This is a genomic window from Paenibacillus sp. S28, from assembly GCF_016624415.1.
Classification (GTDB): domain Bacteria; phylum Bacillota; class Bacilli; order Paenibacillales; family Paenibacillaceae; genus Paenibacillus_AQ; species Paenibacillus_AQ favisporus.
In genome coordinates, this window is sequence record NZ_JACVTM010000001.1 from 495,166 (window position 1) to 518,824 (window position 23,659).

Annotated in this window: 23 protein-coding genes and 1 other annotated feature; of the genes, 19 read left to right on the plus strand and 4 right to left on the minus strand. The window is 52.1% G+C overall.

Annotated elements, in window-relative coordinates; all coding sequences use genetic code 11:
* Positions 1 to 2 precede the first annotated feature (2 nt).
* The 3 genes from IAE55_RS02125 to IAE55_RS02135 form a co-directional block, all read right to left on the minus strand.
* Positions 3 to 1,205, minus strand: coding sequence for a Ger(x)C family spore germination protein (locus IAE55_RS02125; protein ID WP_234489242.1), 1,203 nt, complete (start codon positions 1,203 to 1,205; stop codon positions 3 to 5).
* 51 nt (positions 1,206 to 1,256) lie between these two features.
* The gene (locus tag IAE55_RS02130; RefSeq protein WP_234489243.1) at positions 1,257 to 2,870 is read right to left on the minus strand and encodes a spore germination protein; all 1,614 of its coding nucleotides are present in this window, start codon (positions 2,868 to 2,870) and stop codon (positions 1,257 to 1,259) included.
* A 167-nt stretch (positions 2,871 to 3,037) separates the two neighbouring features.
* Positions 3,038 to 4,177 carry an NADH-dependent flavin oxidoreductase gene (locus IAE55_RS02135; protein ID WP_200630799.1) on the minus strand — a complete coding sequence of 380 codons (1,140 nt, stop codon included), beginning with the start codon at positions 4,175 to 4,177 and terminating at the stop codon, positions 3,038 to 3,040.
* Between the two features lie 274 nt (positions 4,178 to 4,451).
* Between IAE55_RS02135 and IAE55_RS02140 the strand changes: the two genes are divergently transcribed.
* The 12 genes from IAE55_RS02140 (at position 4,452) to IAE55_RS02195 (ending at position 13,272) form a co-directional block, all read left to right on the plus strand.
* A complete protein-coding gene (locus tag IAE55_RS02140) occupies positions 4,452 to 4,937 on the plus strand; it encodes an RrF2 family transcriptional regulator (RefSeq protein ID WP_200630800.1) in 486 nt (161 codons plus the stop codon).
* Positions 4,938 to 4,993: 56 nt separating this feature from the next.
* Positions 4,994 to 5,911: an NAD(P)/FAD-dependent oxidoreductase gene (locus IAE55_RS02145; RefSeq protein WP_200630801.1), complete on the plus strand. Its 918-nt coding sequence runs from the start codon at positions 4,994 to 4,996 to the stop codon at positions 5,909 to 5,911.
* Positions 5,912 to 6,030: 119 nt separating this feature from the next.
* Positions 6,031 to 6,298, plus strand: a binding site (T-box leader).
* 197 nt (positions 6,299 to 6,495) lie between these two features.
* Positions 6,496 to 7,581 carry an aspartate-semialdehyde dehydrogenase gene (gene asd, locus IAE55_RS02150; RefSeq protein ID WP_076166265.1) on the plus strand — a complete coding sequence of 362 codons (1,086 nt, stop codon included), beginning with the start codon at positions 6,496 to 6,498 and terminating at the stop codon, positions 7,579 to 7,581.
* Positions 7,582 to 7,752: 171 nt separating this feature from the next.
* A complete protein-coding gene (locus IAE55_RS02155) occupies positions 7,753 to 8,055 on the plus strand; it encodes a putative quinol monooxygenase (protein ID WP_076166262.1) in 303 nt (100 codons plus the stop codon).
* Positions 8,056 to 8,194: 139 nt separating this feature from the next.
* Positions 8,195 to 8,389: a small acid-soluble spore protein H gene (locus IAE55_RS02160; RefSeq protein WP_145020213.1), complete on the plus strand. Its 195-nt coding sequence runs from the start codon at positions 8,195 to 8,197 to the stop codon at positions 8,387 to 8,389.
* A 16-nt stretch (positions 8,390 to 8,405) separates the two neighbouring features.
* Positions 8,406 to 8,579: a hypothetical protein gene (locus IAE55_RS02165; protein ID WP_186325861.1), complete on the plus strand. Its 174-nt coding sequence runs from the start codon at positions 8,406 to 8,408 to the stop codon at positions 8,577 to 8,579.
* Positions 8,580 to 8,757: 178 nt separating this feature from the next.
* Positions 8,758 to 9,153, plus strand: a complete 396-nt coding sequence (locus tag IAE55_RS02170) for a VOC family protein (protein ID WP_105443145.1) — start codon at positions 8,758 to 8,760, stop codon at positions 9,151 to 9,153.
* Between the two features lie 177 nt (positions 9,154 to 9,330).
* Positions 9,331 to 10,086, plus strand: a complete 756-nt coding sequence (locus IAE55_RS02175) for an alpha/beta fold hydrolase (RefSeq protein WP_145157236.1) — start codon at positions 9,331 to 9,333, stop codon at positions 10,084 to 10,086.
* Positions 10,087 to 10,674 carry a TetR/AcrR family transcriptional regulator gene (locus IAE55_RS02180; protein ID WP_145157237.1) on the plus strand — a complete coding sequence of 196 codons (588 nt, stop codon included), beginning with the start codon at positions 10,087 to 10,089 and terminating at the stop codon, positions 10,672 to 10,674.
* 281 nt (positions 10,675 to 10,955) lie between these two features.
* Positions 10,956 to 11,372 carry a hypothetical protein gene (locus IAE55_RS02185; RefSeq protein WP_145946066.1) on the plus strand — a complete coding sequence of 139 codons (417 nt, stop codon included), beginning with the start codon at positions 10,956 to 10,958 and terminating at the stop codon, positions 11,370 to 11,372.
* Positions 11,369 to 12,655 (plus strand): ammonium transporter, encoded by a 1,287-nt coding sequence (locus IAE55_RS02190; RefSeq protein ID WP_200630802.1) that lies wholly within the window; start codon positions 11,369 to 11,371, stop codon positions 12,653 to 12,655. The genes IAE55_RS02185 and IAE55_RS02190 overlap by 4 nt, the downstream gene beginning before the upstream one ends.
* Before the next feature lie 206 nt (positions 12,656 to 12,861).
* Positions 12,862 to 13,272: a VOC family protein gene (locus IAE55_RS02195; protein ID WP_200630803.1), complete on the plus strand. Its 411-nt coding sequence runs from the start codon at positions 12,862 to 12,864 to the stop codon at positions 13,270 to 13,272.
* A gap of 131 nt (positions 13,273 to 13,403) precedes the next feature.
* Here the strand turns inward: IAE55_RS02195 and IAE55_RS02200 are convergent, their stop codons facing one another.
* Positions 13,404 to 14,270 (minus strand): AraC family transcriptional regulator, encoded by an 867-nt coding sequence (locus IAE55_RS02200; RefSeq protein ID WP_200630804.1) that lies wholly within the window; start codon positions 14,268 to 14,270, stop codon positions 13,404 to 13,406.
* Positions 14,271 to 14,482: 212 nt separating this feature from the next.
* On the opposite strand from IAE55_RS02200, the gene IAE55_RS02205 reads away from it, so the two are divergent.
* The 7 genes from IAE55_RS02205 (at position 14,483) to IAE55_RS02235 (ending at position 23,633) form a co-directional block, all read left to right on the plus strand.
* Entirely contained in the window at positions 14,483 to 15,328 is an 846-nt protein-coding gene (locus IAE55_RS02205) for an amidohydrolase family protein (RefSeq protein WP_200630805.1), read from the plus strand.
* A gap of 51 nt (positions 15,329 to 15,379) precedes the next feature.
* Entirely contained in the window at positions 15,380 to 16,327 is a 948-nt protein-coding gene (locus IAE55_RS02210) for an aldo/keto reductase (protein WP_200630806.1), read from the plus strand.
* A gap of 1 nt (position 16,328) precedes the next feature.
* Positions 16,329 to 17,345 carry a zinc-binding alcohol dehydrogenase family protein gene (locus IAE55_RS02215; protein ID WP_200630807.1) on the plus strand — a complete coding sequence of 339 codons (1,017 nt, stop codon included), beginning with the start codon at positions 16,329 to 16,331 and terminating at the stop codon, positions 17,343 to 17,345.
* A gap of 135 nt (positions 17,346 to 17,480) precedes the next feature.
* Entirely contained in the window at positions 17,481 to 19,793 is a 2,313-nt protein-coding gene (locus IAE55_RS02220) for a helix-turn-helix domain-containing protein (protein ID WP_200630808.1), read from the plus strand.
* A 301-nt stretch (positions 19,794 to 20,094) separates the two neighbouring features.
* Entirely contained in the window at positions 20,095 to 20,949 is an 855-nt protein-coding gene (locus IAE55_RS02225) for an ABC transporter permease (protein WP_076169336.1), read from the plus strand.
* 27 nt (positions 20,950 to 20,976) lie between these two features.
* Positions 20,977 to 21,897, plus strand: a complete 921-nt coding sequence (locus IAE55_RS02230; RefSeq protein ID WP_200630809.1) for a carbohydrate ABC transporter permease — start codon at positions 20,977 to 20,979, stop codon at positions 21,895 to 21,897.
* 71 nt (positions 21,898 to 21,968) lie between these two features.
* On the plus strand, positions 21,969 to 23,633 hold the full coding sequence (locus tag IAE55_RS02235) for an ABC transporter substrate-binding protein (protein ID WP_105443134.1): 1,665 nt from the start codon (positions 21,969 to 21,971) through the stop codon (positions 23,631 to 23,633).
* Positions 23,634 to 23,659: the final 26 nt, after the last annotated feature.

Below are 23,659 nucleotides of genomic sequence, written 5' to 3' on the forward strand. Positions count from 1 at the left end.
CGCTAGAATTTTTGGTCTTTGAGCAAGCTGGAGTAAGGCTTTGTAATCATGTTTGTATGCTCAATGTTAATCTTGACCTGAACGCGCAGGCTGATGTCTTCTACTGGGCGTTTGGATTTCATCAATTTTCTCCAGGTAGAGGGATCTTTGCGGTGTATGGCGTTCATGAATCCAGCCAAATCGACGTTCATTTCCTGCAGGTGGCTCCAGGTTGTCATGACATCATCGCCGATTTGTTTGCTAATCGTACGTTCTAATTCCCGTATGACGCTTGGCTTTTTCAGGTCCAGGTTGCAGCCGGCTTCGTCGATCGCTCCGGTTGCCTGAATCTTGGCGAAAATGATCGATCTTCCATGAATGACCTTCGGTTCCAGCTTGGTAGACGATTTCATCACGCGATAGCTGAGCAGCTGTTCTTTTTGGTCTTTTGCGCTGCACGGAAACACGACCATCATGCTGCTTACACGGTCGGAAAGCCACGCTACAGAACTGCTGTCTTTCTGATCAATCCATCCTACCAGCTTGTCCTTACGGAATACGCCCAGCTTTCCGAGCTTAATGACCGCTTCATTTCGCGTCTTTTTCAGCGCGTCGAGAGAGGACTGCTTGGTCAGATCTCCGGATACCTCGAGCTCGGGCGCCATGGCGCTTTCATCCGGGCTGGCTATCATTCTGGCGAAGTCGATGAGCCGCATGTTTTGGACCATGGACAAATTTTTCTGGCTTTGATCGATGATCCGCTGGATGGCGTTGCCGGATATTTTCTCCGAAGGGATGAGCACTTCCAGCAAATTGGAGGCTTTGCCCTTGGTTAAGAGGACGGACATGGTCTCCCTGCTCTCGAACGGACGAAGGAAAAAATCAAGAATTTCTCCGACGCCTTCTTTCCGGGCCACATCTTCACTGAGAATGAGAACAGAGTTATGGGCAAAAAAGAGCTTCCTTGATGTTTCCAGGCTGGCATTCTGCATCGCCTCGGCAATTGAGCGCCCCTTGGTTGAGAAAATGGTCGTCGGAGACTGGCTTCCTGCACTGCCGCCGCCTGTCTGGGTGGCAATCGATTGCGGAATGACGACCTGGAACGAAATCTCCCATTTACCCTTGTTTCGGTCGATTGACGTCGCAGAAATGATGCTCAGCGTATTCAATTCTTGGCTGTCCCAGCATCCGCCCGTCAGCAGCGCGACCGACAGTAAGAGAAACATAAGGCCCAGTCTCCGGAGCATCTTTTCCACCTCTTCGTTTGATCTGGATGTTCACTGCTCTTGTTCATCATTCGATGGCGATGGTTTTTGGATTGATTTTTGGCGTTTGATGTTTTTTTTGCTGATTAGAGTAGGTCGTTTGAGCATAGCCCACCAAGGCACACGCACCAATGCGTCCTTTTGATCGGAAGGAGAAAAGGGCGCCAGCGGAATCAAATACGGGATTCCGAAAGACCGCAGCCCTGACAAATGGATGAGCATCGCCATTAATCCTGCAATGATCCCGAATAATCCCAGCGTAGCCGCAAGCAGCATGAATCCGAAACGAAGCAGCCGAGCCGAATTGGATAAGCTGACCGACGGAGCGACGAAGCCGGCGATGGCGGTAAAAGCCACGATAATAACCATCGCTGCAGATACCAATCCTGCCTGAACCGCCGCTTGTCCAAGCACCAGCGCGCCGACGATCGAAATCGCGGACCCGATCGCCCTTGGCATCCGCACCCCGGCTTCCCGCAAAACTTCGAAAGTGATTTCCATGGCGAGCGCTTCGACAAATGCCGGAAACGGGACGCCTTCCCGCTGGGCCGCGAGGCTGATGAGCAGGGTCGTCGGGAGCATCTGCTGATGAAATGTTGTGATCGCGATGTACATGGAGGGCAGGAGCATGGAAAAGACAAATGCGATAATACGCATCAACCGAAGAAACGTCGCGATATCGAATTTTTGGTAATAATCCTCACTGGACTGAAACAGCTTAAAAATCGTAATGGGGGCAATGAGCACAAAGGGACTCCCGTCCACTAGAATGGCTACTTTCCCCTCTAAAATGGCACCGGCAATAGCATCGGGCCGTTCTGAATTCGTAAGGGTCGGAAAAGGCGTAAAGGTGGCGTCCTGGATAAATTCCTCGATATATCCGCTCTCCAGAACGCTGTCGATGTCAATCCGGTCGAGCCTTCTTAAAATTTCCTGCACCACGTCATCACTAGCGATACCATGGATGTACATGACGACTACGTCCGTTTGGGTTACGCGGCCGATCGTTCGGTCAACGATCCATAGATTCGGATTTTTGATTTTGCGGCGGATTAATGACGTATTGACCCGGAGGTTTTCCGTAAAGCCTTCCCTTGGTCCGCGGATGACGGTTTGGGACTGGGGTTCGTCTACACCGCGCTGTTCCCCACCGGCTGAGGATGCTGATATTCCCTTGGCTGTACCATCTACCAGAATGACTGTATTGCCGGCAAGAATGGCGTCAAACAGTTTCTTCATGGTATCGATGTCCGTGACTTGGCCAATGGCTAAAAACCGGTGTTTGATCCAACCCAGTACCTGTTTTGGCGGGTCCAGCGAACAATCCGCATCGGCCTGGATCTGCGTCAAAGATTTCAAAATGGAATTGTTGATAATCTGCTCATCGGCCAAACCGTCGGTGTAGATGACGGCGACATGGACAGGTTTTCCCAGGACCTGGTCCAACCGACGGATTATAATATCAGAACTGTCGCCCGTCATTTCCTTGATCATTTGGACGTTAACATCCAGGTATTTGGAAAGAGGCGTTTCAGGCATATTAAATTCCGAAGGCTGCTCGTTTTTGTCATGATTTTGGTTGGAATCACCACTGGAATCTTTTTTGGATTTGAAAAAAGGCCGCATCCTAATCCTCACCTTGAAATTTATATTCTGCTTCATCGTTGCCTTTTTCGGAGGAACTTAAACTAGGGGCATCGATAGAGGATCGCTCTTCAGAACACGTGCCGGAAAAAGCAAAACAGACGGCTGGCGGCCGTCTGTCGCGATTTATAAAGACTGAAGGAAAATCATTACCTTTCGGCGTCCACAACTTGCGGGTCACTGCGCAGCGGAAACCAGCCGGGAATACTCATCATGAGGCTCCACAGCGGTTCGGGAATCGATAAATCCTGCAGGTCGAGAGGGGAGGTGGACGTTCGGATCTGCTGTTCACGGCCTTCCAATACCAACTGTACCCAATCCGGTTCCATGATGAGCTCCCGTCCCAGGGCGATGAGCGGGATGCCGGAGGACAGCGCCTCCAGTGCGTCATCGGGCGTGTAAATGCTGCCGACGCCAATAATGGGGATACGCGAGCCGACGCGCTCCTGAAGAATCGCCAATCGTGACCGGCTGTCCTGAATCCCCCTTCGCGGCACGGAACGGAAGCTGGTCAACGATACATGAAGGTAATCGATCCCGGTATCCGACAATGCATCGACGAAAGAGAGGGTATCGGCCATCGTAATACCCGGCGTTCCCGCCTCTTCAGGCGAAAACCGGAAGCCGACCAGGAATGGTTTTTCAGACTCTTTACGAACGGTCCGAAGGACCTCGCGAATAATGGCTAGGGCCAGCGTCATTCTATTCTCCAAGCTCCCTCCATAAAGGTCCGTGCGGCGGTTCGTCATCGGGGATAAAAATTGATGCAGCAAATTTCCGTTGCCGCCGTGAATTTCCACCCCGTCAAATCCGGCGTCAACCGCTCTTCGGGCTGCTTCTGCATAAGCATGAATGATGCCTTCCATTTCCTGCTCGGTGAGACTGCGTGGGACGGGGGCTCCTTCCCGATCTTCCGGGATGTTTCCGGCGCTGACGTAATCGCCTGTCTTGGAGCCTTGTCTGCCTGCGTGGAAAATTTGCAGCACGGCCTTGGCTCCGTTTCCCTGGATCGTCGAGGCAAGCCGGCGGAGTCCGGGAATGAGGGCGTCGTTGTCGGCGCCGGGCGCACCAGGCATTCCTCCTTGCTGCAATACATACGTTGCCGCTGTGATGACCATGGCAGCACCATGAGAACGCCGTTTGTAGTATTGAATTTCCTGTTCGGAAATGGAGCCGTCCGCATTGGAACTCATATGGGTCATAGGAGACATCACGATCCGGTTTTTTAAAGAAATGTTGGCTGACGGAAAATGAAATGGATCAAAAAGGGTGGAATACGATTTCTTCATTGGGTGACAACTCCTTCGTAACGATTCTTTTATTGAGCTTGTTATGATTATAAGAGGAGAAGCAACATCCCGTAAGAACGCAAAATCTTTGGATATAATCCAAGTACCTGGACCAACTAACATAAAGTAAGCTGGTGTCGCAGAGATGCTAAAAGAAATGAAGCATTCATAGGTAGGAAGCTTGATTTATCATCATGTTCTGCATATAATGGACATTACAGGTCCATAATAAATGCGCTGTTATGGTTTGCTGCTTGAAAAGGAGGAATCCAGCATGCAATTTTCAAAAAGTACTGCATACGGTTTACACGCCTTGATGCTGCTGGCGAAATCGGAACGGGGCCGCAACGTGGGAATTAAAGAACTGTCCTCATCTCTGGGCGCTTCCGAGAGCTATTTATCCAAAATTATGTCCAAGCTGCGGCAGGATGGGCTTGTTCGCGCAGTTACCGGTGTGAACGGCGGCTATGAGCTTGCCCGGGCCGCCAGTGAAATTACTTTTCTGGACGTGGTTCAGGTTCTCGAAGGACGTCAGCACTTGTACGAATGCTTTCACGGGAGCGACCATCCGCTGCCGTCCCTGGAAGCTGCGGGGGACGAACCGGAAACGCCGGAATTTGCTTTCGGCGAAGGATGCCCGGTCAAACAGGTGATGGATGCCGCGGAACAGCAGATGAACCGTTATCTCCAGCAGCATACGATCCAATCGGCGCTGAACCAGGCGGGCTCATGTGATGCCCATGCAGCAGGCAAGAAGTAATAAACTTCTTGCGCGTTTATTATGGACAAAAAGGATCTATAAAGGGAGGAATTAGTATGTCAGAAGTATTGTTGGATGCGGTAATTATCGGAGGCGGGCCAGCCGGCATGAGCGCAGCGCTTGCGCTGGGCAGATCAAGACGTTCCGCGGTGGTAATTGACGAAGGTCGCCCGCGCAATCGGGTAACCCATGAGATGCATAACTTCCTGTCTCGGGACGGTATCGCTCCCGCGGAGTTCCGTCGGATCGCCAGAGAACAAATCAGTCAGTACCCTGCAATCAAGTTTGTTCAAGGGAAGACGGAATCCGTGGAAGGAAGTGACGGCGACTTCCGGATCCGCACGGTTGATGGAAAGGTGTTCCGCAGCAAGAAGCTGTTGTTTGCAACCGGCAAACGAGACCTGCCTCTGGATATTTCAGGGTTGGATGAGGTATACGGAAAAACCGCGTTTGTCTGCCCCTATTGCGACGGCTGGGAACTGCAGGACCAGAAGCTCGTAATGATTGCCAAAGGCGAAGGAGCGATGCATTTATCCAAAGTGCTGATGGGATGGTCTACAGATTTAACGCTATGCACGAACGGTCCGGATGAATTGACTGCGGAGCAGCGCGAAGATTTGGAGCGCCACGGCATTACCGTTAAAGACTCGCCGATTCACAAGATTGAGTCTGAAGAAGGCAACGTAAAGCAGGTTCTCCTGGAGAACGGCGAATCCGTTGCCTGCACCGGGATTTTCTTTGCGCCGAAACTGGCTGCTGCCACTGACCTGCCGCAGTCGCTGGGCTGCGAAGTGTCGGAATCCGGAAGCATTGTGGCCGATCGGATCGGCAAGACCAATATCCCCGGTGTATTCAGTGCCGGAGATGCCGCTTCTGACATGTATCAAGCCATTGCTGCGGCTTCCATGGGCGCGTTGGCAGGCATGGGCATCAATGCCGAACTGTTGGATGAGGCATGGAAATCGGTTCGCTGAATCGCAGCCGATGGATCCATTCTTTTGCCAGGTTTGTGAAATCGGAATTTTTTTGCGAAAAAAGGTTTACGTCAGGCGTAACTTCCGATATTATAAGCGTAATGTAAGAACCGTTAATTTGAAATGCGATGAAGAGAAGAGTAGGTAAAGGAAGCATTTCCCAGAGAGCTCCGTCCGCTGAAAAGGAGCATTGAGTCCTTTATTGAATAAAGCCTCTGAGCAGCACGCCGGAACCCGATGTTCAATTAGAGGATGGTGTGCCAGGAGCTCCTGTTACAGAGCTAGAGTATATGCATCAGTTGACTGGTGCCGTACTCGAAGAGGCTAAAATGGCGACATTTTAGCGAATCTGGGGTGGTACCACGAGTATGATATCTCGTCCCTAAGACGGCAGTCTTGGGGGTGGGATTTTTTATTTTTTCGTCATGATCCTGTAAATATCGCTGCTCACAGGCGGATGGGCACACCAATTCAAACGGTTTGAATAGTGTCTAATAGACGGTTTAACGAGCCACGCCTGTCACCATAGTATTTGTTTAGCAGACAACATCTCATACTCTACTTCGAAAGGATTGGAATCACTCATGTCACAAAAACTTAAAGTCGGTATTGTCGGTGGAACCGGCATGGTTGGCCAGCGTTTCGTACAGCTCTTGGATCAGCATCCCTGGTTCCAAGTGACCGCGATTGCGGCAAGCAGCAGTTCCGCCGGTAAAACCTATGAAGAATCGGTGCAGGGAAGATGGAAACTGGCAACGCCGATTCCCGAGGACGTCAAGCAGATTGTCGTTCAGGACGCTTCGAAGGTCGAAGAGGTTGCTTCGGGAGTTGACTTTGTTTTCTGCGCCGTGGATATGAAAAAGGACGAAATCAAAGCGCTTGAAGAAGCATATGCCAAGACGGGTACGCCTGTTATATCGAACAACTCCGCACACCGGTGGACGCCTGACGTGCCTATGGTGATTCCGGAAATTAATCCAGGCCACATCGGCGTAATTGAAGCGCAAAGACAGCGGCTCGGTACCAAGACCGGGTTTATCGCGGTCAAACCGAACTGCTCGATCCAGAGTTATGTGCCGCAGCTGAACGCGCTGCTTGATTTTAAACCGACTCAGGTGGTTGCGTCGACTTACCAGGCGATCTCCGGCGCAGGCAAAAACTTTACGGACTGGCCGGAAATGCTGGATAACGTCATTCCTTACATTGGCGGTGAGGAAGAGAAGAGCGAGCAGGAGCCGCTGCGCATTTGGGGCAGCATCGACAACGGGCAAATCGTTAAGGCGTCCTCTCCGATCATCACGACCCAGTGCATCCGCGTTCCTGTGACAGACGGGCATTTGGCGACCGTGTTCGTCTCTTTTGAGAAAAAGACGTCGAAGGAAGAAATTATTGAGCGCTGGCGCGCGTATCAAGGAAGACCGCAGGAATTGGGCCTTCCAAGCGCACCGAAGCAGTTCATTACGTATTTTGAGGAAGAAAACCGGCCGCAGACGAAGCTGGATCGCGATATTGAACGCGGCATGGGCGTTTCGGCAGGCAGACTGCGTGAGGATTCCATTTATGATTTCAAATTCGTGGGTCTTTCGCATAACACGCTGCGCGGCGCCGCAGGCGGGGCTGTGCTGATTGCCGAACTGCTGAAGGAAGAAGGATATATTCAAGCCAAGTAACAAGTACAAGGGATCGGATCGGTGTATCCGGCCCTTTTTATTTGTTTTCACGAACTTTAGGACAAGTTCTCAAAATCCCTGACCGTATCTGTCAGTAATTATCGTCTATACTGATGATAGTTGCGAGGGAATGAATCACATGTACGAGTTGTGATGAAGGGGAGGACGAGAATGGAAAAATATGCAATGTTCGGCAAACTGACGGCAAAGCCGGGGCAGCGCGATGAGCTCGCGAGAATGATGCTGGAATCCAGCGGGACGCTTGAGGATATGGAAGGCTGCATCTATTATATCCTGCATGAAGCGGAGGACAATCCGGATGATCTTTGGATTACGGAGCTATGGGAAAGCAAGGAAGCTCACGCGGCCTCGTTGAAGAATGAGAAGGTGCTGGAGCTCATCGGACGCTGCAGGCATCTCATTGCTGAAGCTGGCGGCATCAAAGTCCGGCCGATCGGAGGCAAAGGATTCTGATTTCTGATACAAACCATGTATGACAGCAAACCGCGGATGCCGCGGTTTTTTTGTTTCCGGGGAGCGCGATGAATAACACCGCATGCCCCCGTACATAGTATAAGCGAACTCTACTCAACATATGGAGGCATTACACAAAATGAACGTTCAAAGAGCACAGGAAATCGCATCCTCGCCAGTCATGGCAAACGTACTGCTGGATGGAACCCCCATCTATATACAGCATGTGGACGAGCTGAGCGAAACCGCACGCGTCTATCCGCTCGACAATCCGGAAGCTGAGCGGGAAGTACCGCTGTATTCGTTACAGGAGCAGGATCATTTTCTGGGATAAAAAGGAGAGAATTGCGATGAAAGAAGTGCCTAAACAAAATGAAAAAGAGGCAGATCGGTTGAACGACTATGACGTCACCGATGATGTGGTACGCGAAGTGCCCGCTACGACCGATGCCAGTGATGCCGTCGCGGCCCTGACTTCGCATATCAATAAGTATGATGTGCCCGATGAGCTGGAGGAAAAATAATCGACAAAGCTGTTAAAGCGTACAGGCGAACCTGTGCGCTTTATTGTTGTTCCCGATCGATTGTATTCACTTTTTACGCAAGTATAGCAATCGGGAATAAATCCGGCTCATGATGATTTGATAGAATCAGCATGTGAACGAATGTTTTTGATCACATTTCAAAAGGGAGAGATGGACGATGATTCAATGGGGAGCCAAAAACATCGATGTCATCACGTTGTTTGTGGAAGATCTGCCGGAGGCCAAATCATTCTATGAGCGGGTATTCGGCCTTTCCTCTGTATACGAGGACGACAACTCGGCAGTATATAACTTCGGGAACATGAGCGTCAATCTGCTGAAAATAACCGAAGCGGACGAGCTTACGCATCCGGCTCCGGTGGCAGACCGCGGGGCGGGAGCGAGGTTTGTGTTCACGATCCGTGTTGATGACGTGGATGCATTGTGCACAGAGCTGAATTCAGCCGGCGTTGCGCTGCTGAACGGTCCGATGGACCGCCCATGGGGAATCCGGACGGCAAGCTTCCAGGATCCAGGCGGGCATATTTGGGAAATCGCGCAGGAGCTGCGTTGATTCCTTCGGTAATGGATTGCAGGGAGTTGGGGAAGACGAATAGAGCTTAAAGGTGATGATAAGCTGAACTTCATACGCTGAACCCGATGGGTTCGGCGTTTTTTTCATTGACTAACCGTTCAACCAATAGTAATATTAATGACATGATCAGGTAAATGATGGATGGAGGGATCCAAGATGGATTTGTATTATGAGATTCATGGCAGTGGAAAGCCCGTCATTTTTATACACAGCGGAGGCACGGACAGCAGGCTGTGGACATTCCTGGCGCCGTTAGTCGCCAAAGATTACCAGGTCATTACTTATGACGGCCGGGGTGCAGGCAAATCTCCTTCTCCCAAGGAACCGGCGAACTACGTCGAAGACTTGTATGAGCTTATGGACGACCTTCACCTGGATTCCGCCGTCCTCATCGGGCATTCGGGAGGCGGCCAAATCGCCACCGACTTCAGCCTTCAATACCCGAATCGTGTTTCGGGCTTGGTGCTCATCGGCCCCTCATTGACGGGTTATAAGCCATCACCAGAGTTTGAGCGCTGGATGAGTGAGGTGAACGCGGCCGCCCCGGATGCCGATAAAATTATGGAGCTCGCATTTAGCGCTCCACTGTACCGGATCGTGATGTCCAGTCCGCAGCGCCGCTTGATGATTGACATGTTCAGGCATCACCTGGCCAAAACGGCCGAATGGGGGAGCTTCGAATCCGTTTGGCCGCAGCCTCCGGCCATCGGTCGATTGGAAGATCTTCGGGTGGATACCCTGCTTATGATCGGCGATAACGAGATCCCGGATAATGAACGCGTCGCAGAGCTGTTCCGGAGCTTGCCGAATGTTCGTTATGTCCAAATTCCGGGGGCGGACCATATGATGCCCTTAACCCATCCGGAAATAATGTACAGCTATATTGCCGAGTTTTTGAAGGAGAGACGTTAAATGCCTCGCACCCAGGAAGAGAATGAACGGATACGTCAGCAGGCCAAGGCGAAGATCCGGGAAGCAGCCATAGACCTTTTTATGAGAAAAGGTTACCATGCCACCTCGATCGATGACGTCTCCAAACACGCCGGCGTGTCCAAAGGGCTTCTATACAACTACTACAAAGGGAAAGAAGAATTGCTCAGTGCCATGGTCGAAGCCAGAATCGGGGAATTGATACAGGTCATGGAGAAGGCAGAGGCATTGGAGACGCCGGCAGAGCAGCTGAAACATATCGTTGAAGGGGCCGTCGATAATGTGCGGCGTTCTCCTGAGGTGTTCCGGTTCTATCTGCACCTGCAGACCCAGCCGGAAGCCGATGAAACCGTCGCCAAATACGGCAAGCTCCTGATTGAGGAAAGTGCCCGCCAGTTTCAAATCCAGTGCCGCATGTTTGAAAAACTGGGAGCATCCGACCCGGTAGCGAGGTCATTGTACTTTTCCTCCGCACTGCAGGGAATCATGCTCATGATCTCGACTTATCCGGATCAATTTCTGGTCGAGGCTATGAAGCGGCAAATCATCGAGGATTTCTGCCAAGTTTAGCGCCGAATGTATGACGGCAATCACCCGCCTTTTATAAATCCAAATGAACAGGGAACAGCTGCTGATGCAGCTGTTTTTTACTGATCGAGGTCGTGTCTTAGGGATGCGTTTAAACGATAAAATTTATTAATACAGCTGGTAACTATCGGATAAAAACGAATAGAAATACTTCATGAAAGCTTTTTTGCCAGCAGAGGTGTTTTTCTCTATCAATCTATTGACTTCTACGATTAATGACCATATAATCAACTAAAGTGACCCGACGTGTAAGGAGACCTGACATGGTAATTATCGATGAAGTGTACCGCAATATCAGTTTTGATATGCCGGAACAGGAATTATTCATTTTACTTGAACGCGTTAAAGCGATGAAAGAAGAAGACGTAGAAGAGTTAAAGAACAAAATCGATAAATACGAGCAGAAACGCCGGGCGGAAGAGGCACTGTATCAATCCATGTCCCCGATCCGGCGCTTGTTTACAGGGCGGCCAGCCAGCCATCATCAGGCAGTTGAGTATATGGTCCATGTCAAAGAACGGTTCAAGAAGATCGACGCGATAAAGCGCAGTATTCGGGAACTGGATCAGGTGCTTGATAGGCTGCGTTTACCGATAAGGGATTCGAACGAGGTATTTCTGTCTCCTGAGCTGATCCGGGAAATCAGACTGCTTCAGGAAATGGAGGCTTCACAGGAATGAATTTTACGCTTGAATCTTTAGGTACGGGAATGGATACCGTATGGGTCGTTCTCAGCGCCGCTATGATTCTGTTGATGGAGGGCGGGTTCGCCCTGCTTGAGGCAGGATTTGTACGTTACAAGAACAGCGTCAACATTATTATGAAGGTGTTCGCCGATATCACGATCGGCACGTTGGTTTTTTATGTATTCGGATTTGCGCTCATGTACGGAAAGGACGCCGGAGGGATCATCGGGACGAGCGGATTTGTCCTTGGGGGCGATTTATCCCACCTCCAGCTGCCAGTGTCGCTGGATACGTATTGGCTGTTCCAGGCGGCCTTCACCATCGCCGTCATCTCGATCGTATCGGGTGCTGTGGCCGAGCGGATCAATTTTAGAGCCTATTTGCTGTACATCGTCCTGATGACTGGTCTGATCTATCCGATCGGCGGCCACTGGGCCTGGGGCGGCGGATGGCTGACGAAGCTCGGCATGCAGGATTTTGCCGGCTCTGCCGTCATTCACGCGCTCGGCGGCTTCTCGGCCCTGGCGGCTGCGCTGATTGTGGGTCCCCGGAAAGGCAAATTCAATAAAGCGGGCGCCAGCACGATCGCCCTGCCCAGCAACCTGCCTCTCGCTTCGGTAGGGGCTTTCCTTCTCTGGTTCGGCTGGTTTGGCTTCAATGCGGGCAGCACGCTCAGTGCAACCGATGTCCGCATCGGACATATTGCGCTGACAACGATGCTGTCTGCCGCTTCCGGCGGCGCGGTCACACTGGTGTATACGCTGTTCCGCTACCAGCGCTCCGACGCGCCATCCGTGATTAACGGCTCCTTGGCAGGTCTGGTCGGAATTACGGCCGGATGCGCTTTTGTCAGCGACAGCGCCGCCATCCTGATCGGTGCAATCTCGGGACTGCTTATGATGGCGGCAACGAGCTGGCTGGAGGGACGCCGGATTGACGATCCCGTCGGCGCCTTCCCGGTCCACGCCGTATCCGGTGCGTGGGGAACCCTTGCCGTTGGTCTGTTCGCGACAGACGGGGGCCTCTTTTACAGCGGCAGCTGGCATTTGCTTGGCGTTCAGGCGCTAGGACTGGCTGCGCTGGCGGCATGGGGATTTGTCCTTACTTGGGTCGGCCTTAAGCTGATTGGTCTCCTCGTCCCTGTTCGTTCCAGCGAGGAGGAAGAGGAAATCGGCCTCGACATCAGTTATCACGGCATTATGGCAGCGGACCGGTCCCACGAGTTTATCGATCATGAAGTCCGCTATTCAATGAGCGAAGAACATCGGAATGTATAGCTGTTTTGTAATGTTCAAAAGGAACACTTCGAATCACCCTCGAAGTGTTCCTTTTTATTTTGCAGCATTTATTTAGATTCCGGAATGGCGTCTAAGCACCGCACCGCCATATTCCAAGTTAGCAATCAGTAAGAAACGGAAGGTGATCCGCTGTGTTACGCTGATCTGGAAGAGTTAACAATCCACAGGGAAAGGAAGTATTCAAGATGGGCGTATTGAAACCTTTTATTTACTCGGAAGATGCAAGAGGTCAGGCGGATTTCTATATCCGTTCGCTTGGCGGCAATCTGGAATCCGTTATCACTCATGGGGAGTCGATGGGAGTACAGAATGACTTGCAGGATAAAGTGATTCATATGTGCTTATCGGTAGCCGGAGGCAACTATATTTTTATGTCGGACTCAATGGAATCGAATCTTCAAGGCAACAATATGTCGCTGAATATCGACTACCCTTCGTCAGAGGAAGCCCGTGGGGCATTCTCGAAGCTTGCCGATGGAGGTCATGTCATTTATCCGTTTGAACAGCAGCCGTTCGGGTTGTACCTGGGCGAACTTACGGACCGGTTTGGTGTCCGATGGATGATTACTGCACCGTCCGTATCTACCCAATCCTAAGCGTTCCACAATTCAATAGGCCGTATCCGGAACCCCCAGCTTGAACCTATAGGTTTAAGCAGGGGTTATTTTGTTTGTTTCGGCAAATTCCCGTTGGTGGGTGTTTCTGTTATTTCAATGAGCGGAGCTCTTTATCGGGCTGTAGAGTAATGCCTGTAATGTGAAGGAGTCAGGCCGACAATCTGTTTGAATTTCCGGTGGAAATGAGGCATACTGTCAAACCCGCAGGCCGGGGCGATGCTGCTGATGCTGTCGTCGGTGTGAAGCAGCAGCTCTTTGGCCCGGATTACCCGTTTGACGTTGATGTAATCCGTTACGCTCATCCCGGTCAACTGTTTGAACACACGGCTGAAATGGGCGGAGCTAACGGAAGCGAGCCGGCTTAAAGAGCTTAGGCTGATCTGCTCGCAGTAATGCCCGTCGATATACAGCAAGCTCTGCCGCATCCAGTTCGGACCAACGAACGGGCTGCGGGAGCCGCTGCTCCCGGCACTTTGTTCCCGGTGGATCAGCAGCAATAGGTACTGAACGTACAGCGCAATCGAGTGGCGGTAGCCCGGGGGTTGCCCCGTGAGCTCGGACTGAATGGCGGCCAGCTTGTCTTCGAGCTGCGACTCCAGCGCAGCGGGGCATTCCAGCTTATAAGCATGGTTCAAACTGCAGCTGTCAAAGCACTGTAAGTAAGAAAAGGATTCTCCCAAAGAAGATTGCCGGACGAGTTCGGGACTAAAAAACACGGCAGTGGACGTAACCGGATCGTCTTTGTCCGGGAACGCCTGGTGGATCGTGCTGCCGGGGATGATGAACAGATCCCCGCGGCGCATTTCGTAAATCGTCCGGTCGATAAAAAAGGAACCCTTGCCTGAGTGGACATACACCAGCTCATGCCAATCGTGAAGGTGATGCGGCAGTTCCAACTGCGCCGTCTTTCGGTCGCGGTAATTGAATGAGAAAGGAAATTCCGGCTGCGCGTCAAATTGTTTGCGAATGGGATTCATAGCGTTGCCCCTTGAGCTTATTGGGAACCATCAGCCGAATCGTCACCTTCCGTAAACGATTCATAACAGAAGAGGAGGGTCAGCAAATGGGTTCGTTGTCTTGAAGATATCAAAATCGGATATGATTGTGCAAGATTTCGTTCTTTTAGAACCGATCCATAGTTGTTATATTGAGAAAAGAACATCGGTGTACAAGAATGGAGGGAATTGCAATGCGAATAGACGCTCACCAGCATTACTGGAGTATCGCCCGGGACGACTACGGCTGGATTACGCCGTCCATTCCTGTCCTGTACAGGGATTATCAGCCGTCGGATCTGCTTCCGCATCTGGCAGAACATCATCTCGACGGAACGATCCTCGTGCAAGCTGCACCAACGTATGAAGAAACCGATTATATTCTTGAACTCGCGGCACACGATGATCGGGTTCTGGGCGTGGTCGGATATATGGATCTCGCGGATGATGATCACAAGGACCATTTTGAGCGCTTCGCGCAGCATCCCAAATTCGTCGGCTTCCGCCTCATGATCCAGGATATGGAGGATGCAGATGCGATCCTGGAACCTTCATACGCAGCTTCGCTCAAACACTATGCGAGCCTTGGCGTTCCGGTCGACCTGCTCGTCCGGTCCGATCAATTGGATACGCTGGTCCGGCTGATCGAGCAAATTCCGGATCTGCATGCGGTGATCGACCATCTGGCGAAACCGCGCATCGCAGCAGGGGAAATGGAGCCTTGGGCCGGATCCATGAAAAGGCTGGCGTCTCACCCGAACCTGTACTGCAAGCTGTCCGGCATGGTGACCGAGGCGGACCATGACGGCTGGAAGCCAGATCAGCTTACGGCTTATGTCCGTCATGTTCTGGACTGTTTTGGCGCAGACCGGGTGATGTTCGGCAGCGACTGGCCGGTATGCCTGATGGCTTCGAGCTACGACGGTGTCGTGGATGCTCTTTTGAAGGCGCTTCCACCTACTTGGGGGGCAGATGAGAGTTTGAAATTGTTCGGAGGCAACGCCGCAGCATTTTACCGACTGGAGAATAAGACAAGATGACACGCATCGCTGCGGGGAAACGACTGAATAGAAGGGTTGGGTGAAACCGAAATGAAATACCGGAAATTAGGAAAAACGGGTCTGGAAGTATCGTCGCTCAGTTTTGGCGCCTCCTCGTTAGGCTCCGTATTCCGCGACACGGATGAGCAGGAGAGCGTACGAACCGTCCACGAGGCGATTGACAGCGGGATCAATTACATTGACGTCTCGCCTTATTACGGATTGACCAAGGCCGAAACGGTACTCGGCAAGGCGCTTAAGGACATTCCGCGCGACCGGTACCTGCTGTCAACCAAGGCCGGACGATACGGGGAGCACGAATTCGATTTTTCCCATAACCGGATTGTGACGAGTTTGGATGAAAGCCTGAAGCGTCTGAACGTGGATGAAGTGGATATTCTGTTCCTCCATGATATCGAGTTCGTCCCGGCGCAAATCATCCTGGAGGAAGCCATACCTGCGCTTGAAAAGCTCAAGCAGGCGGGCAAAATCCGGTTTGCTGGCATTTGCGGACTGCCGCTAGCGCTGTTTGAAACGCTGCTGCCGCAAATCGATGTCGATGCAATTATTTCCTACTGCCATTATTCGCTGAATGACACCAGCCTGCTGGACTTGCTGCCGCTTCTTGAGGAGAGGAATACGGGACTCGTCAACGCCTCCCCTATCTCCATGGGACTGCTGAGCACCCGGGGAACGCCTGCCTGGCATCCGGCCGATCCGCAAATCAAGGAGGCTTGTTTGAAGGCGGCACAGTTCTGCGCGGACCAAGGGGAGGATATCGCGAAGCTCGCGATGCAGTTTTCCACCTCCAATGAGCGCATTCCCACCACGCTGGTCAGCACAGCCAATCCGGAAAATATCCGCAGGAATGCTTCCTGGGTGGAGGAGCCGGTGGATGAACGTCTGCTAAGCGAAGTGCTCGCCATTTTGGAACCCGTGCATAACCGGACCTGGACCAGTGGAAGGCCCGAATATAACACGAAAATAGGGGAGGCGTGAGATGAAAGGCATCATATGTTCAGCCGTCGGCCGATTTGACATGGCGCTGGATCTGCCGGAGCCCGTGATGGAGCCGGGGCAAGCTGTGGTTGAGATCAAGCGGGTCGGGATTTGCGGAACCGATCTGCACGCATTCCGCGGCAACCAGCCGTTTTTTTCGTATCCGAGAATCCTTGGCCATGAGCTGGCAGGTATCATTAAGGAAATTGGCCCTAACCATGATGGGCTTGAAGCCGGCGATCAGGTGAGCATCATCCCTTATTTGCACTGCGGGACATGCATTGCCTGCCGAAGCGGGAAGACCAACTGCTGTACGGATATGCAGGTCCTTGGCGTTCATACGGACGGCGGCATGCGTGAGCGGATTGCCGTTCCGGTGACCCACTTGATTCGCACGAACGGGTTGACGCTGGACCAGACCGCGGTCATTGAACCGCTGGCCATAGGTGCCCATGCCGTGCGAAGATCGGGGCTGGCGGCCGGCGAGACGGCGCTCGTCATCGGGGGCGGGCCGATTGGGCTCGGGGTCATGGCCTTTGCAAAGGCCAGCGGTGCCCATGTGCTCGCGATGGATGTGAATGACGAACGCCTGGCTTTCTGCAAGCAATGGATTGAGGCGGATGCGCTGGTGAACGCATTGCAGAATCCCGATGAACAAATTGCGGCGGCCTGCGGCGGGGAGCTGCCTTCGGTCGTGTTTGACGCTACGGGAAACGCACAGTCGATGACTGACGCGTTCCGCTATACCGCCCATGGCGGAAGATTGGTCTATGTCGGATTGGTCAAAGCGGATATCTGGTTCCACGATCCGGAATTCCATAAACGGGAGCTGACGCTGCTGGCCAGCCGCAACGCAACACGCGAAGATTTCATGCACGTGCTGCATACGATCCGGTCCGGCGGGATCGACGTCACTCCATACGTCACACACCGGGCCGCATTTGACGAAATGATTGAACAATTTAACCATTGGCTGGACCCGGCTGCCAAGGTCATCAAAGCGATGGTAGATATGTAGGCTCATAGCTGGATGAAGCACTAAAGAGAACGGCCGTCTTCAAAGACGGTCGTTTTTCTCAACTTAGCGGTGATTGGCAGGAACAAGCCGCAGGCGGCTGACTCATTCGATATCCATGAAAGGTCAGGTGGTTCCATGAAACAGGTGTGGCTGAACATTTCGCCGGTATTTCGCAGATTCCTTATGTCTTATCTGATCGTGCTGATGATCCCGCTGATTGCAGGATATGTGTCTTACCGGACGTCGATCGATGTAGCGGAGCAAAGTTCCCTGAAGACCAGCATCATGACGCTGCAGCAGAGCAAGGATCTGATGGAGCGCAGGCTCGCGGAAGTACAGGGCTTTACCAAACAGCTCGCCATAAATCAGGATTTAGCCAGGCTCATGACTGCGCGTTCGGACGAGCAGAATTACGACGTATACGGTCTGTGGAAAATGATGCGGGATATCGCAAGTTACAGTCAGACCAACGACTTCCTTTCGAATTTTTACATCTACCTCCGCAACAGCCATCTGGTGCTTACGCCAAGCACGGTCTATTACCGGCCGGAGCTGTTTTACGAATCGAACCATTATGAAGGCATGACCTTCGAGACTTGGAAAAAGAACTTTCTCGAGAAGAGCAACCTCAGCATGGTCGTTCCCCAGCACGATTACGTGACAAAGACACATCAGCAAACGGTGGTTACCTTCGTGCAAGCCCTGCCCCTGAACAGCTTCGATACACCTCTCGCTTCCGTCGTGGTCCTGATCGATACGAAGAAAATGTCCACATACCTATCAGGGATAACCGATCAATATGGAGGTTGGGCATTCGTCAGGAACCATGATGGGGAAACCGTCCTGTCTGAGGGGATCACTGGCAGCGACATAGCCAAAATCCGAAATATTCCTTCAGGTAAACCCGGCGATATCAGCCGTGCGGCGGATGACATGCTGCTCATTTCCATCCGGGATGAATTAAGCGGCTGGGTCTACACGGCCGGCGTCCCGAAATCCGCCCTCATGATCAACGCGAACCGAATCAAGAACATCACCGGAATACTTACCGCGATTTCGTTGATTTCCGGACTTGTCATCGGACTTGTGCTGGCATACCGGAGCAGCGCTCCGATCAACAATCTGATAATTTCACTCAAGAAACAGCTTGGATTGGAACTCAGTACAGGTATCCAAGATTACGATTTTATTACGGGAAACATTTCAAGCTTGATTACGAGCAACAGACAGCTGGAACAAGAGCTCCACAACCAGGTGCCGTTGATCCGCGACGCTTTCATCAAACGGCTGTTGGTCGGAGAATTTTACAACGGTGAAGAACTGGCCGCTGCTTCCGCACAAGCGGGTGTGAACATAAAGGGTGAAGCAGGTTACGCTGGCCTGGCTAAAATCAACACCTATGGCGGTTCAGACAGCCGCGAATCGCTTGCGGAGTCCAGTGTGGCACGTTACATTGTGCGTCAGTCCCTAGTCGAGGCCGAGCCCGATATGCTGGTAACGGATTGGGGGCAGGACAAGCTGGCCTTTTTGCTGCTGCGCACAAGCAAGCTGGCCCCGGATGAGGCTTTGGTGATACAAAGGCTGCAGGATCTGGCGGGCACGCTGTTCAGCCATTATCACATGCCCGTCCAGTTCGGAATGGGGAGGCCCTTCGAGGCGCTGGCGGATGTCGGGCGTTCGTTCGGCGAAGCGGCGGAGGCTCTGGACTATGCGGCATTCACCGATGAGGGAGGCGTCATTCGGTATGAGGATTCAAGCAGGGACGCGTCGCTATTTTATTATCCGATCGAAACGGAAACGCGGCTGCTGAACACGATCAAATCAGGAGATGGCAGGGAAGCGATGCGGATCCTCGAACATATTGCCGTACGGAATTTTCAGGAGAGGGAGCTGTCCCGTGAAATGACAGAGCAGCTGATCGGCGAACTCAAGGGAACGCTGCTCAAGCTGCTGGATCAAAAGGCGGGAGATGATCCCGAGTTCACAGAGAACCTCCAGTGCCGGATCGCTCAAATCCAGCCGTTCGAAGGGACCGATAGGCTGCTCGGACAAATAGGCGAAATGATCGGTCTTTATTGTTCGATGATTGAGGAGAAAAAGAACGCCCTGCATCATCAGACGGTACAGCAAGTGAAGCACTTTCTTGCGTCTGCGTACGGGGACGCGGACTTGACGCTGTACCACATCGCGAAGCAGGTTGGAAGGCCGGAAAAGTATGTCTCCACGGTATTCAAGGAAAGCGAGGGGGAGCCTTGGTTCGATTACCTGGAACGGCTGCGCATCGATAAAGCGTCCGAGCTGCTGCTGAACCGGGCTTTGAAAATCGACGATATTGCCGAAAGGGTCGGCTATAACAGCGCACATTCATTCCGGCGGGCATTCAAGCGAGCCCGGGGGATCTCCCCGAGCATGTTCCGGGAGGCGGCCGAATTAGGGGACTCGCATTGATTCAGTACTGATAGAATGCGCTTTCATCGCAAAATGTACGCTTGATCGCGGATTGTACGGTCGGGTTGTGGATGCATCCGCTGCAATTGTACCTTTACGGTCGTGGCGCGGAGATTTTACCATGAACTCTGTAAGCGCTACCATTACAAACGGCTCCGGAGTCGTAACGTGAAGGGGGAATATGCTTGTGAAGGCTGTATCGGTTCAGCCGCAGACGGAGACCCGGGAGAGGAGCACTTCCAAAAATTATTGGAAGGAAGCCAAGAAAAGTCTGAGGAAGCACTGGCAGCTGTATTTACTGGTGATACCGCCGGTCCTGTTCTTTATTCTTTTCAAATACCTCCCGATGGCGAACGCGGTGCTTGCATTCAAGAATTACCAGGTGACCAAGGGAATATGGGGAAGCCCCTGGGTGGGGACGAAGTACTTCGACATGCTGTTTAACAATCCGCAATTCTGGACGCTGATCAAGAACACGTTGTTTCTGTCTCTGTATCAGCTGGCAGCCACTTTTCCGATCCCGATCATTCTGGCCCTGCTGCTCAATGAGGTGCGAAGCCTCCGTTTCAAAAAAGCGGTACAGCTGATTACGTATGCGCCGTTTTTTATATCGACCGTCGTTATGGTCTCCATTATTATGATCTTTCTGGCTCCGCGGCTCGGTCTGCTGAACGTGATTCTAAATGCAATGGGCATGGAATCCACGAATTTTCTCGGCGACCCGACCAAGTTCAGATCCGTTTACGTATGGTCGGAAGTGTGGCAAACCACCGGATACTCCTGTGTCATTTATTTGGCGGCATTGGCTGGCGTGGACCCGTCGCTCTATGAAGCGGCAAAAGTAGACGGGGCTTCCAGGCTGCAAAAAATCATCCATGTGGACATTCCGGGCATTCTGCCGGCCGCCGTCATCATCCTGATCCTAAGCGTCGGCAATATCATGTCGCTGGGCTTTGAGAAAGTATATCTCATGCAGAACCCGTTAAACCTGCAATCTTCAGAGATCATTTCCACGTATGTGTACAAAATCGGTTTGCTGAACGCCAATTACAGCTTTGCCACAGCCGTGGGCTTGTTCAATTCGGTGATTAACCTGATTCTGCTCGTGGCGGTTAATGCCGTCTCGCGGCGGATATCCGAGAACAGCCTGTGGTAATTCAAAATGAACAAGGGAGGAGAGGCCATGGCTGTTATACAGACGACCGGTTCCATATCGCCAAGGAGGAAAATTCGCGAATCGGCAGGAGACCGCGTGTTCCTCGGTATCACCTACATCCTGCTCAGTTTGATCCTTGTTGCCGTACTTTACCCGCTCATTTATATTGTCAGCTCATCGATCAGCAGCCCGCAGGCGGTTGCATCCGGCAAAGTTTGGCTGTGGCCGGTTGATATCTCTTTTGCCGGATATAAAACGGTCTTCAGCAACGACCAGATTCTGGTCGGCTACGGAAACTCGCTGTTCTATACCTGCTGCGGGGCCTTGATCAGCGTCATCCTGACGGTGGCGATCGCTTATCCGTTATCGAAAAAGACGTTTTTTGGGCGCAATGTGCTTATGATGTTCATCACGTTCACCTTTCTGTTTTCCGGGGGCCTGATTCCGACGTATCTCGTCGTCAAGGGCCTGCATCTGATCGATACAAGGTGGGCGCTGCTCCTGCCGAATGCGATCTTCGTATTTCAGGTCATTATTGCCCGCACCTTTTTTAAAGCGTCCATTCCGGAAGAGCTGAACGATGCCGCCGAAATCGACGGCTGCAGCGACATCCGCTTTTTACTCAGTGTCGTCATTCCGCTGTCCAAGCCGATCCTGGCCGTGTTGACGCTGGTGTATGCGGTTGCGCAGTGGAACGCCTTTTTCGATGCGCTGATCTATCTGAAGTCGCAGCATTTGTATCCGCTCCAGCTAACGCTGCGCAGCATTCTGATTCAAAATTTCTCCGGCGGCAATATGGACGCAAGCGAGCAGGTCAAGCGGCAGGAGCTTGCCTATTTGATGAAATATTCTCTCATCGTGGTCGCAAGCCTGCCTGTGCTGATCCTGTATCCCTTTATCCAACGGTATTTCGTTCAAGGGATGCTGATCGGTTCGATTAAGGGCTAAACCGCATAACAGTGGATGACTTAGCAGGGGAGCTTTTCAATTTTTGATGGAAAAAGGGGCGTGTCGTGTTCATGAAGAAACGTGTTTACCGAGGCTGGTTCAGCTTGATTGCACTGGTGCTTGTCCTGGCAGGCTGTTCCGGGGGGGCATCACCGAATGATTCGGGAGCGGAGGGCGGATCTGCGGGTACAGGCGGGGAAACCGGAACCGTTCCGATCAGCGTATTCGTCAATACCGACGGCAATATCGACTATAAAACAAACCAGTTCACCAAAGTGCTGGAGAAAAAAGCAAACGTCAAGCTGCAGTTTACCGAGGTACCTTATGACGGCGCAGCGGAGAAACGCCAAATTTCCCTCGCCAGCGGCGACTACCCGGATTTATACATGCTGATCCCGTGGGTCGACAAGTTCTCCCAATCGGATCTGGTGAAGTTCGGACAGCAGGGCGTGATCGTTCCACTGAACGATTTGATCGATCAATATGCTCCCAATATCAAGAAGGCGCTGGACGACCACCCGGATTACAAAGCGATGTCCATCGCTCCGGACGGCAACATCTACGGACTGACCATGCTGAACGAATGTTTTCACTGCTCTTACCCAAACAAAATGTGGGTGAACACCAGCTGGTTGAAGAAGCTCAATTTGGAGGTCCCTAAAACGACGGAAGATTTCAAGAAGATGCTGGAAGCCTTCAAGACCAAGGATCCAAACGGCAACGGCAAAGCCGACGAGGTTCCTCTGAGCGGTTCCATCGAAAATTTTGGCGTGCACATTCTACCTTTTCTAATGAACGGCTTTATCTATGATGACGATAAATACTATCTGACGGTGAATGGCGATAAAGTAGACATCGCGGCCAACAAGCCGGAATGGAAGGAAGGACTTGCCTATGCCAGGTCGCTGTATGCCGAAGGCTTGATTGACCCGGGGGCATTCACACAGAACGCCGACGCATTCAAGCTGATCGGCAACAATACCGCAACCGAGCTTCTGGGTGCAGGAGCATCGATGCATCCGGCGATATTCACGGATACCGGGGAGGGCAACAAGTACAGCTCCCATTACGACGCCATTCCTCCGCTGCAGGGGCCCCATGCCGCATATGCCACGTTCAATTACCCGGTCGAGCCGGGCGCTACCTTCGTCTTGACCAACAAGGCAAGCAAAGAAGTACAAATCGCTGCTATCAAAATGCTGGACTACATTTATACCGAAGAGGGACAGCTGCTGGGCAACTATGGCGAGGAGGGCAAGGATTGGGTGAAGCCGAAAGAAGGAGACGTGCCATTGAACGAAAAGGCGAGACCGATTTTCAAAACGCTGGAGCAGCCGGCGGGCTCCGAGCCGCGAAACAGTGCGTGGGGAGCAACCGCCCAATACGACCATACCCGGGAGTTCCGCGATGGCTGGATTCAGGAAACCGATATTTATAAAAATTCGGGTTATGAGCGCAGATTGCAGGAAGCGACCTACCTGTACGAGAATAAACAACCTAAGGAGGTCTATCCCAATTGGTCGGTCTGGATCGATCCTGCGGCTGCCGACGAGCAAAGCATGCTTCAGCAAAATATTAAGGACTACGTGGATCAAAATGCCCTGCAGTTTGTGACCGGCGCCAAAAACCTGGACAAAGACTGGGATGCCTACGTCAAAGGGCTGGACGCATTAAATTTGAAGCGGTATTTGGAAATCATGCAGCAGGCTTATGACACGACCAAAAAAGCAGAATAATGCGAACTTTTTTATTGAACCGGAGG

Excerpts from the sequence above, each read along its gene's own strand:
- asd (WP_076166265.1), top strand. The coding sequence starts at position 6,496 with ATGTCACAAAAACTTAAAGTCGGTATTGTCGGTGGAACCGGCATGGTT.
- IAE55_RS02175 (WP_145157236.1), top strand. The coding sequence starts at position 9,331 with ATGGATTTGTATTATGAGATTCATGGCAGTGGAAAGCCCGTCATTTTT.
- IAE55_RS02205 (WP_200630805.1), top strand. The coding sequence starts at position 14,483 with ATGCGAATAGACGCTCACCAGCATTACTGGAGTATCGCCCGGGACGAC.
- IAE55_RS02180 (WP_145157237.1), top strand. The coding sequence starts at position 10,087 with ATGCCTCGCACCCAGGAAGAGAATGAACGGATACGTCAGCAGGCCAAG.
- IAE55_RS02165 (WP_186325861.1), top strand. The coding sequence starts at position 8,406 with ATGAAAGAAGTGCCTAAACAAAATGAAAAAGAGGCAGATCGGTTGAAC.
- IAE55_RS02200 (WP_200630804.1), bottom strand. The coding sequence starts at position 14,270 with ATGAATCCCATTCGCAAACAATTTGACGCGCAGCCGGAATTTCCTTTC.
- IAE55_RS02170 (WP_105443145.1), top strand. The coding sequence starts at position 8,758 with ATGATTCAATGGGGAGCCAAAAACATCGATGTCATCACGTTGTTTGTG.
- IAE55_RS02220 (WP_200630808.1), top strand. The coding sequence starts at position 17,481 with ATGAAACAGGTGTGGCTGAACATTTCGCCGGTATTTCGCAGATTCCTT.
- IAE55_RS02185 (WP_145946066.1), top strand. The coding sequence starts at position 10,956 with ATGGTAATTATCGATGAAGTGTACCGCAATATCAGTTTTGATATGCCG.
- IAE55_RS02130 (WP_234489243.1), bottom strand. The coding sequence starts at position 2,870 with ATGCGGCCTTTTTTCAAATCCAAAAAAGATTCCAGTGGTGATTCCAAC.
- IAE55_RS02155 (WP_076166262.1), top strand. The coding sequence starts at position 7,753 with ATGGAAAAATATGCAATGTTCGGCAAACTGACGGCAAAGCCGGGGCAG.
- IAE55_RS02215 (WP_200630807.1), top strand. The coding sequence starts at position 16,329 with ATGAAAGGCATCATATGTTCAGCCGTCGGCCGATTTGACATGGCGCTG.
- IAE55_RS02195 (WP_200630803.1), top strand. The coding sequence starts at position 12,862 with ATGGGCGTATTGAAACCTTTTATTTACTCGGAAGATGCAAGAGGTCAG.
- IAE55_RS02145 (WP_200630801.1), top strand. The coding sequence starts at position 4,994 with ATGTCAGAAGTATTGTTGGATGCGGTAATTATCGGAGGCGGGCCAGCC.
- IAE55_RS02210 (WP_200630806.1), top strand. The coding sequence starts at position 15,380 with ATGAAATACCGGAAATTAGGAAAAACGGGTCTGGAAGTATCGTCGCTC.
- IAE55_RS02190 (WP_200630802.1), top strand. The coding sequence starts at position 11,369 with ATGAATTTTACGCTTGAATCTTTAGGTACGGGAATGGATACCGTATGG.
- IAE55_RS02230 (WP_200630809.1), top strand. The coding sequence starts at position 20,977 with ATGGCTGTTATACAGACGACCGGTTCCATATCGCCAAGGAGGAAAATT.
- IAE55_RS02160 (WP_145020213.1), top strand. The coding sequence starts at position 8,195 with ATGAACGTTCAAAGAGCACAGGAAATCGCATCCTCGCCAGTCATGGCA.
- IAE55_RS02135 (WP_200630799.1), bottom strand. The coding sequence starts at position 4,177 with ATGAAGAAATCGTATTCCACCCTTTTTGATCCATTTCATTTTCCGTCA.
- IAE55_RS02125 (WP_234489242.1), bottom strand. The coding sequence starts at position 1,205 with ATGTTTCTCTTACTGTCGGTCGCGCTGCTGACGGGCGGATGCTGGGAC.
- IAE55_RS02235 (WP_105443134.1), top strand. The coding sequence starts at position 21,969 with ATGAAGAAACGTGTTTACCGAGGCTGGTTCAGCTTGATTGCACTGGTG.
- IAE55_RS02140 (WP_200630800.1), top strand. The coding sequence starts at position 4,452 with ATGCAATTTTCAAAAAGTACTGCATACGGTTTACACGCCTTGATGCTG.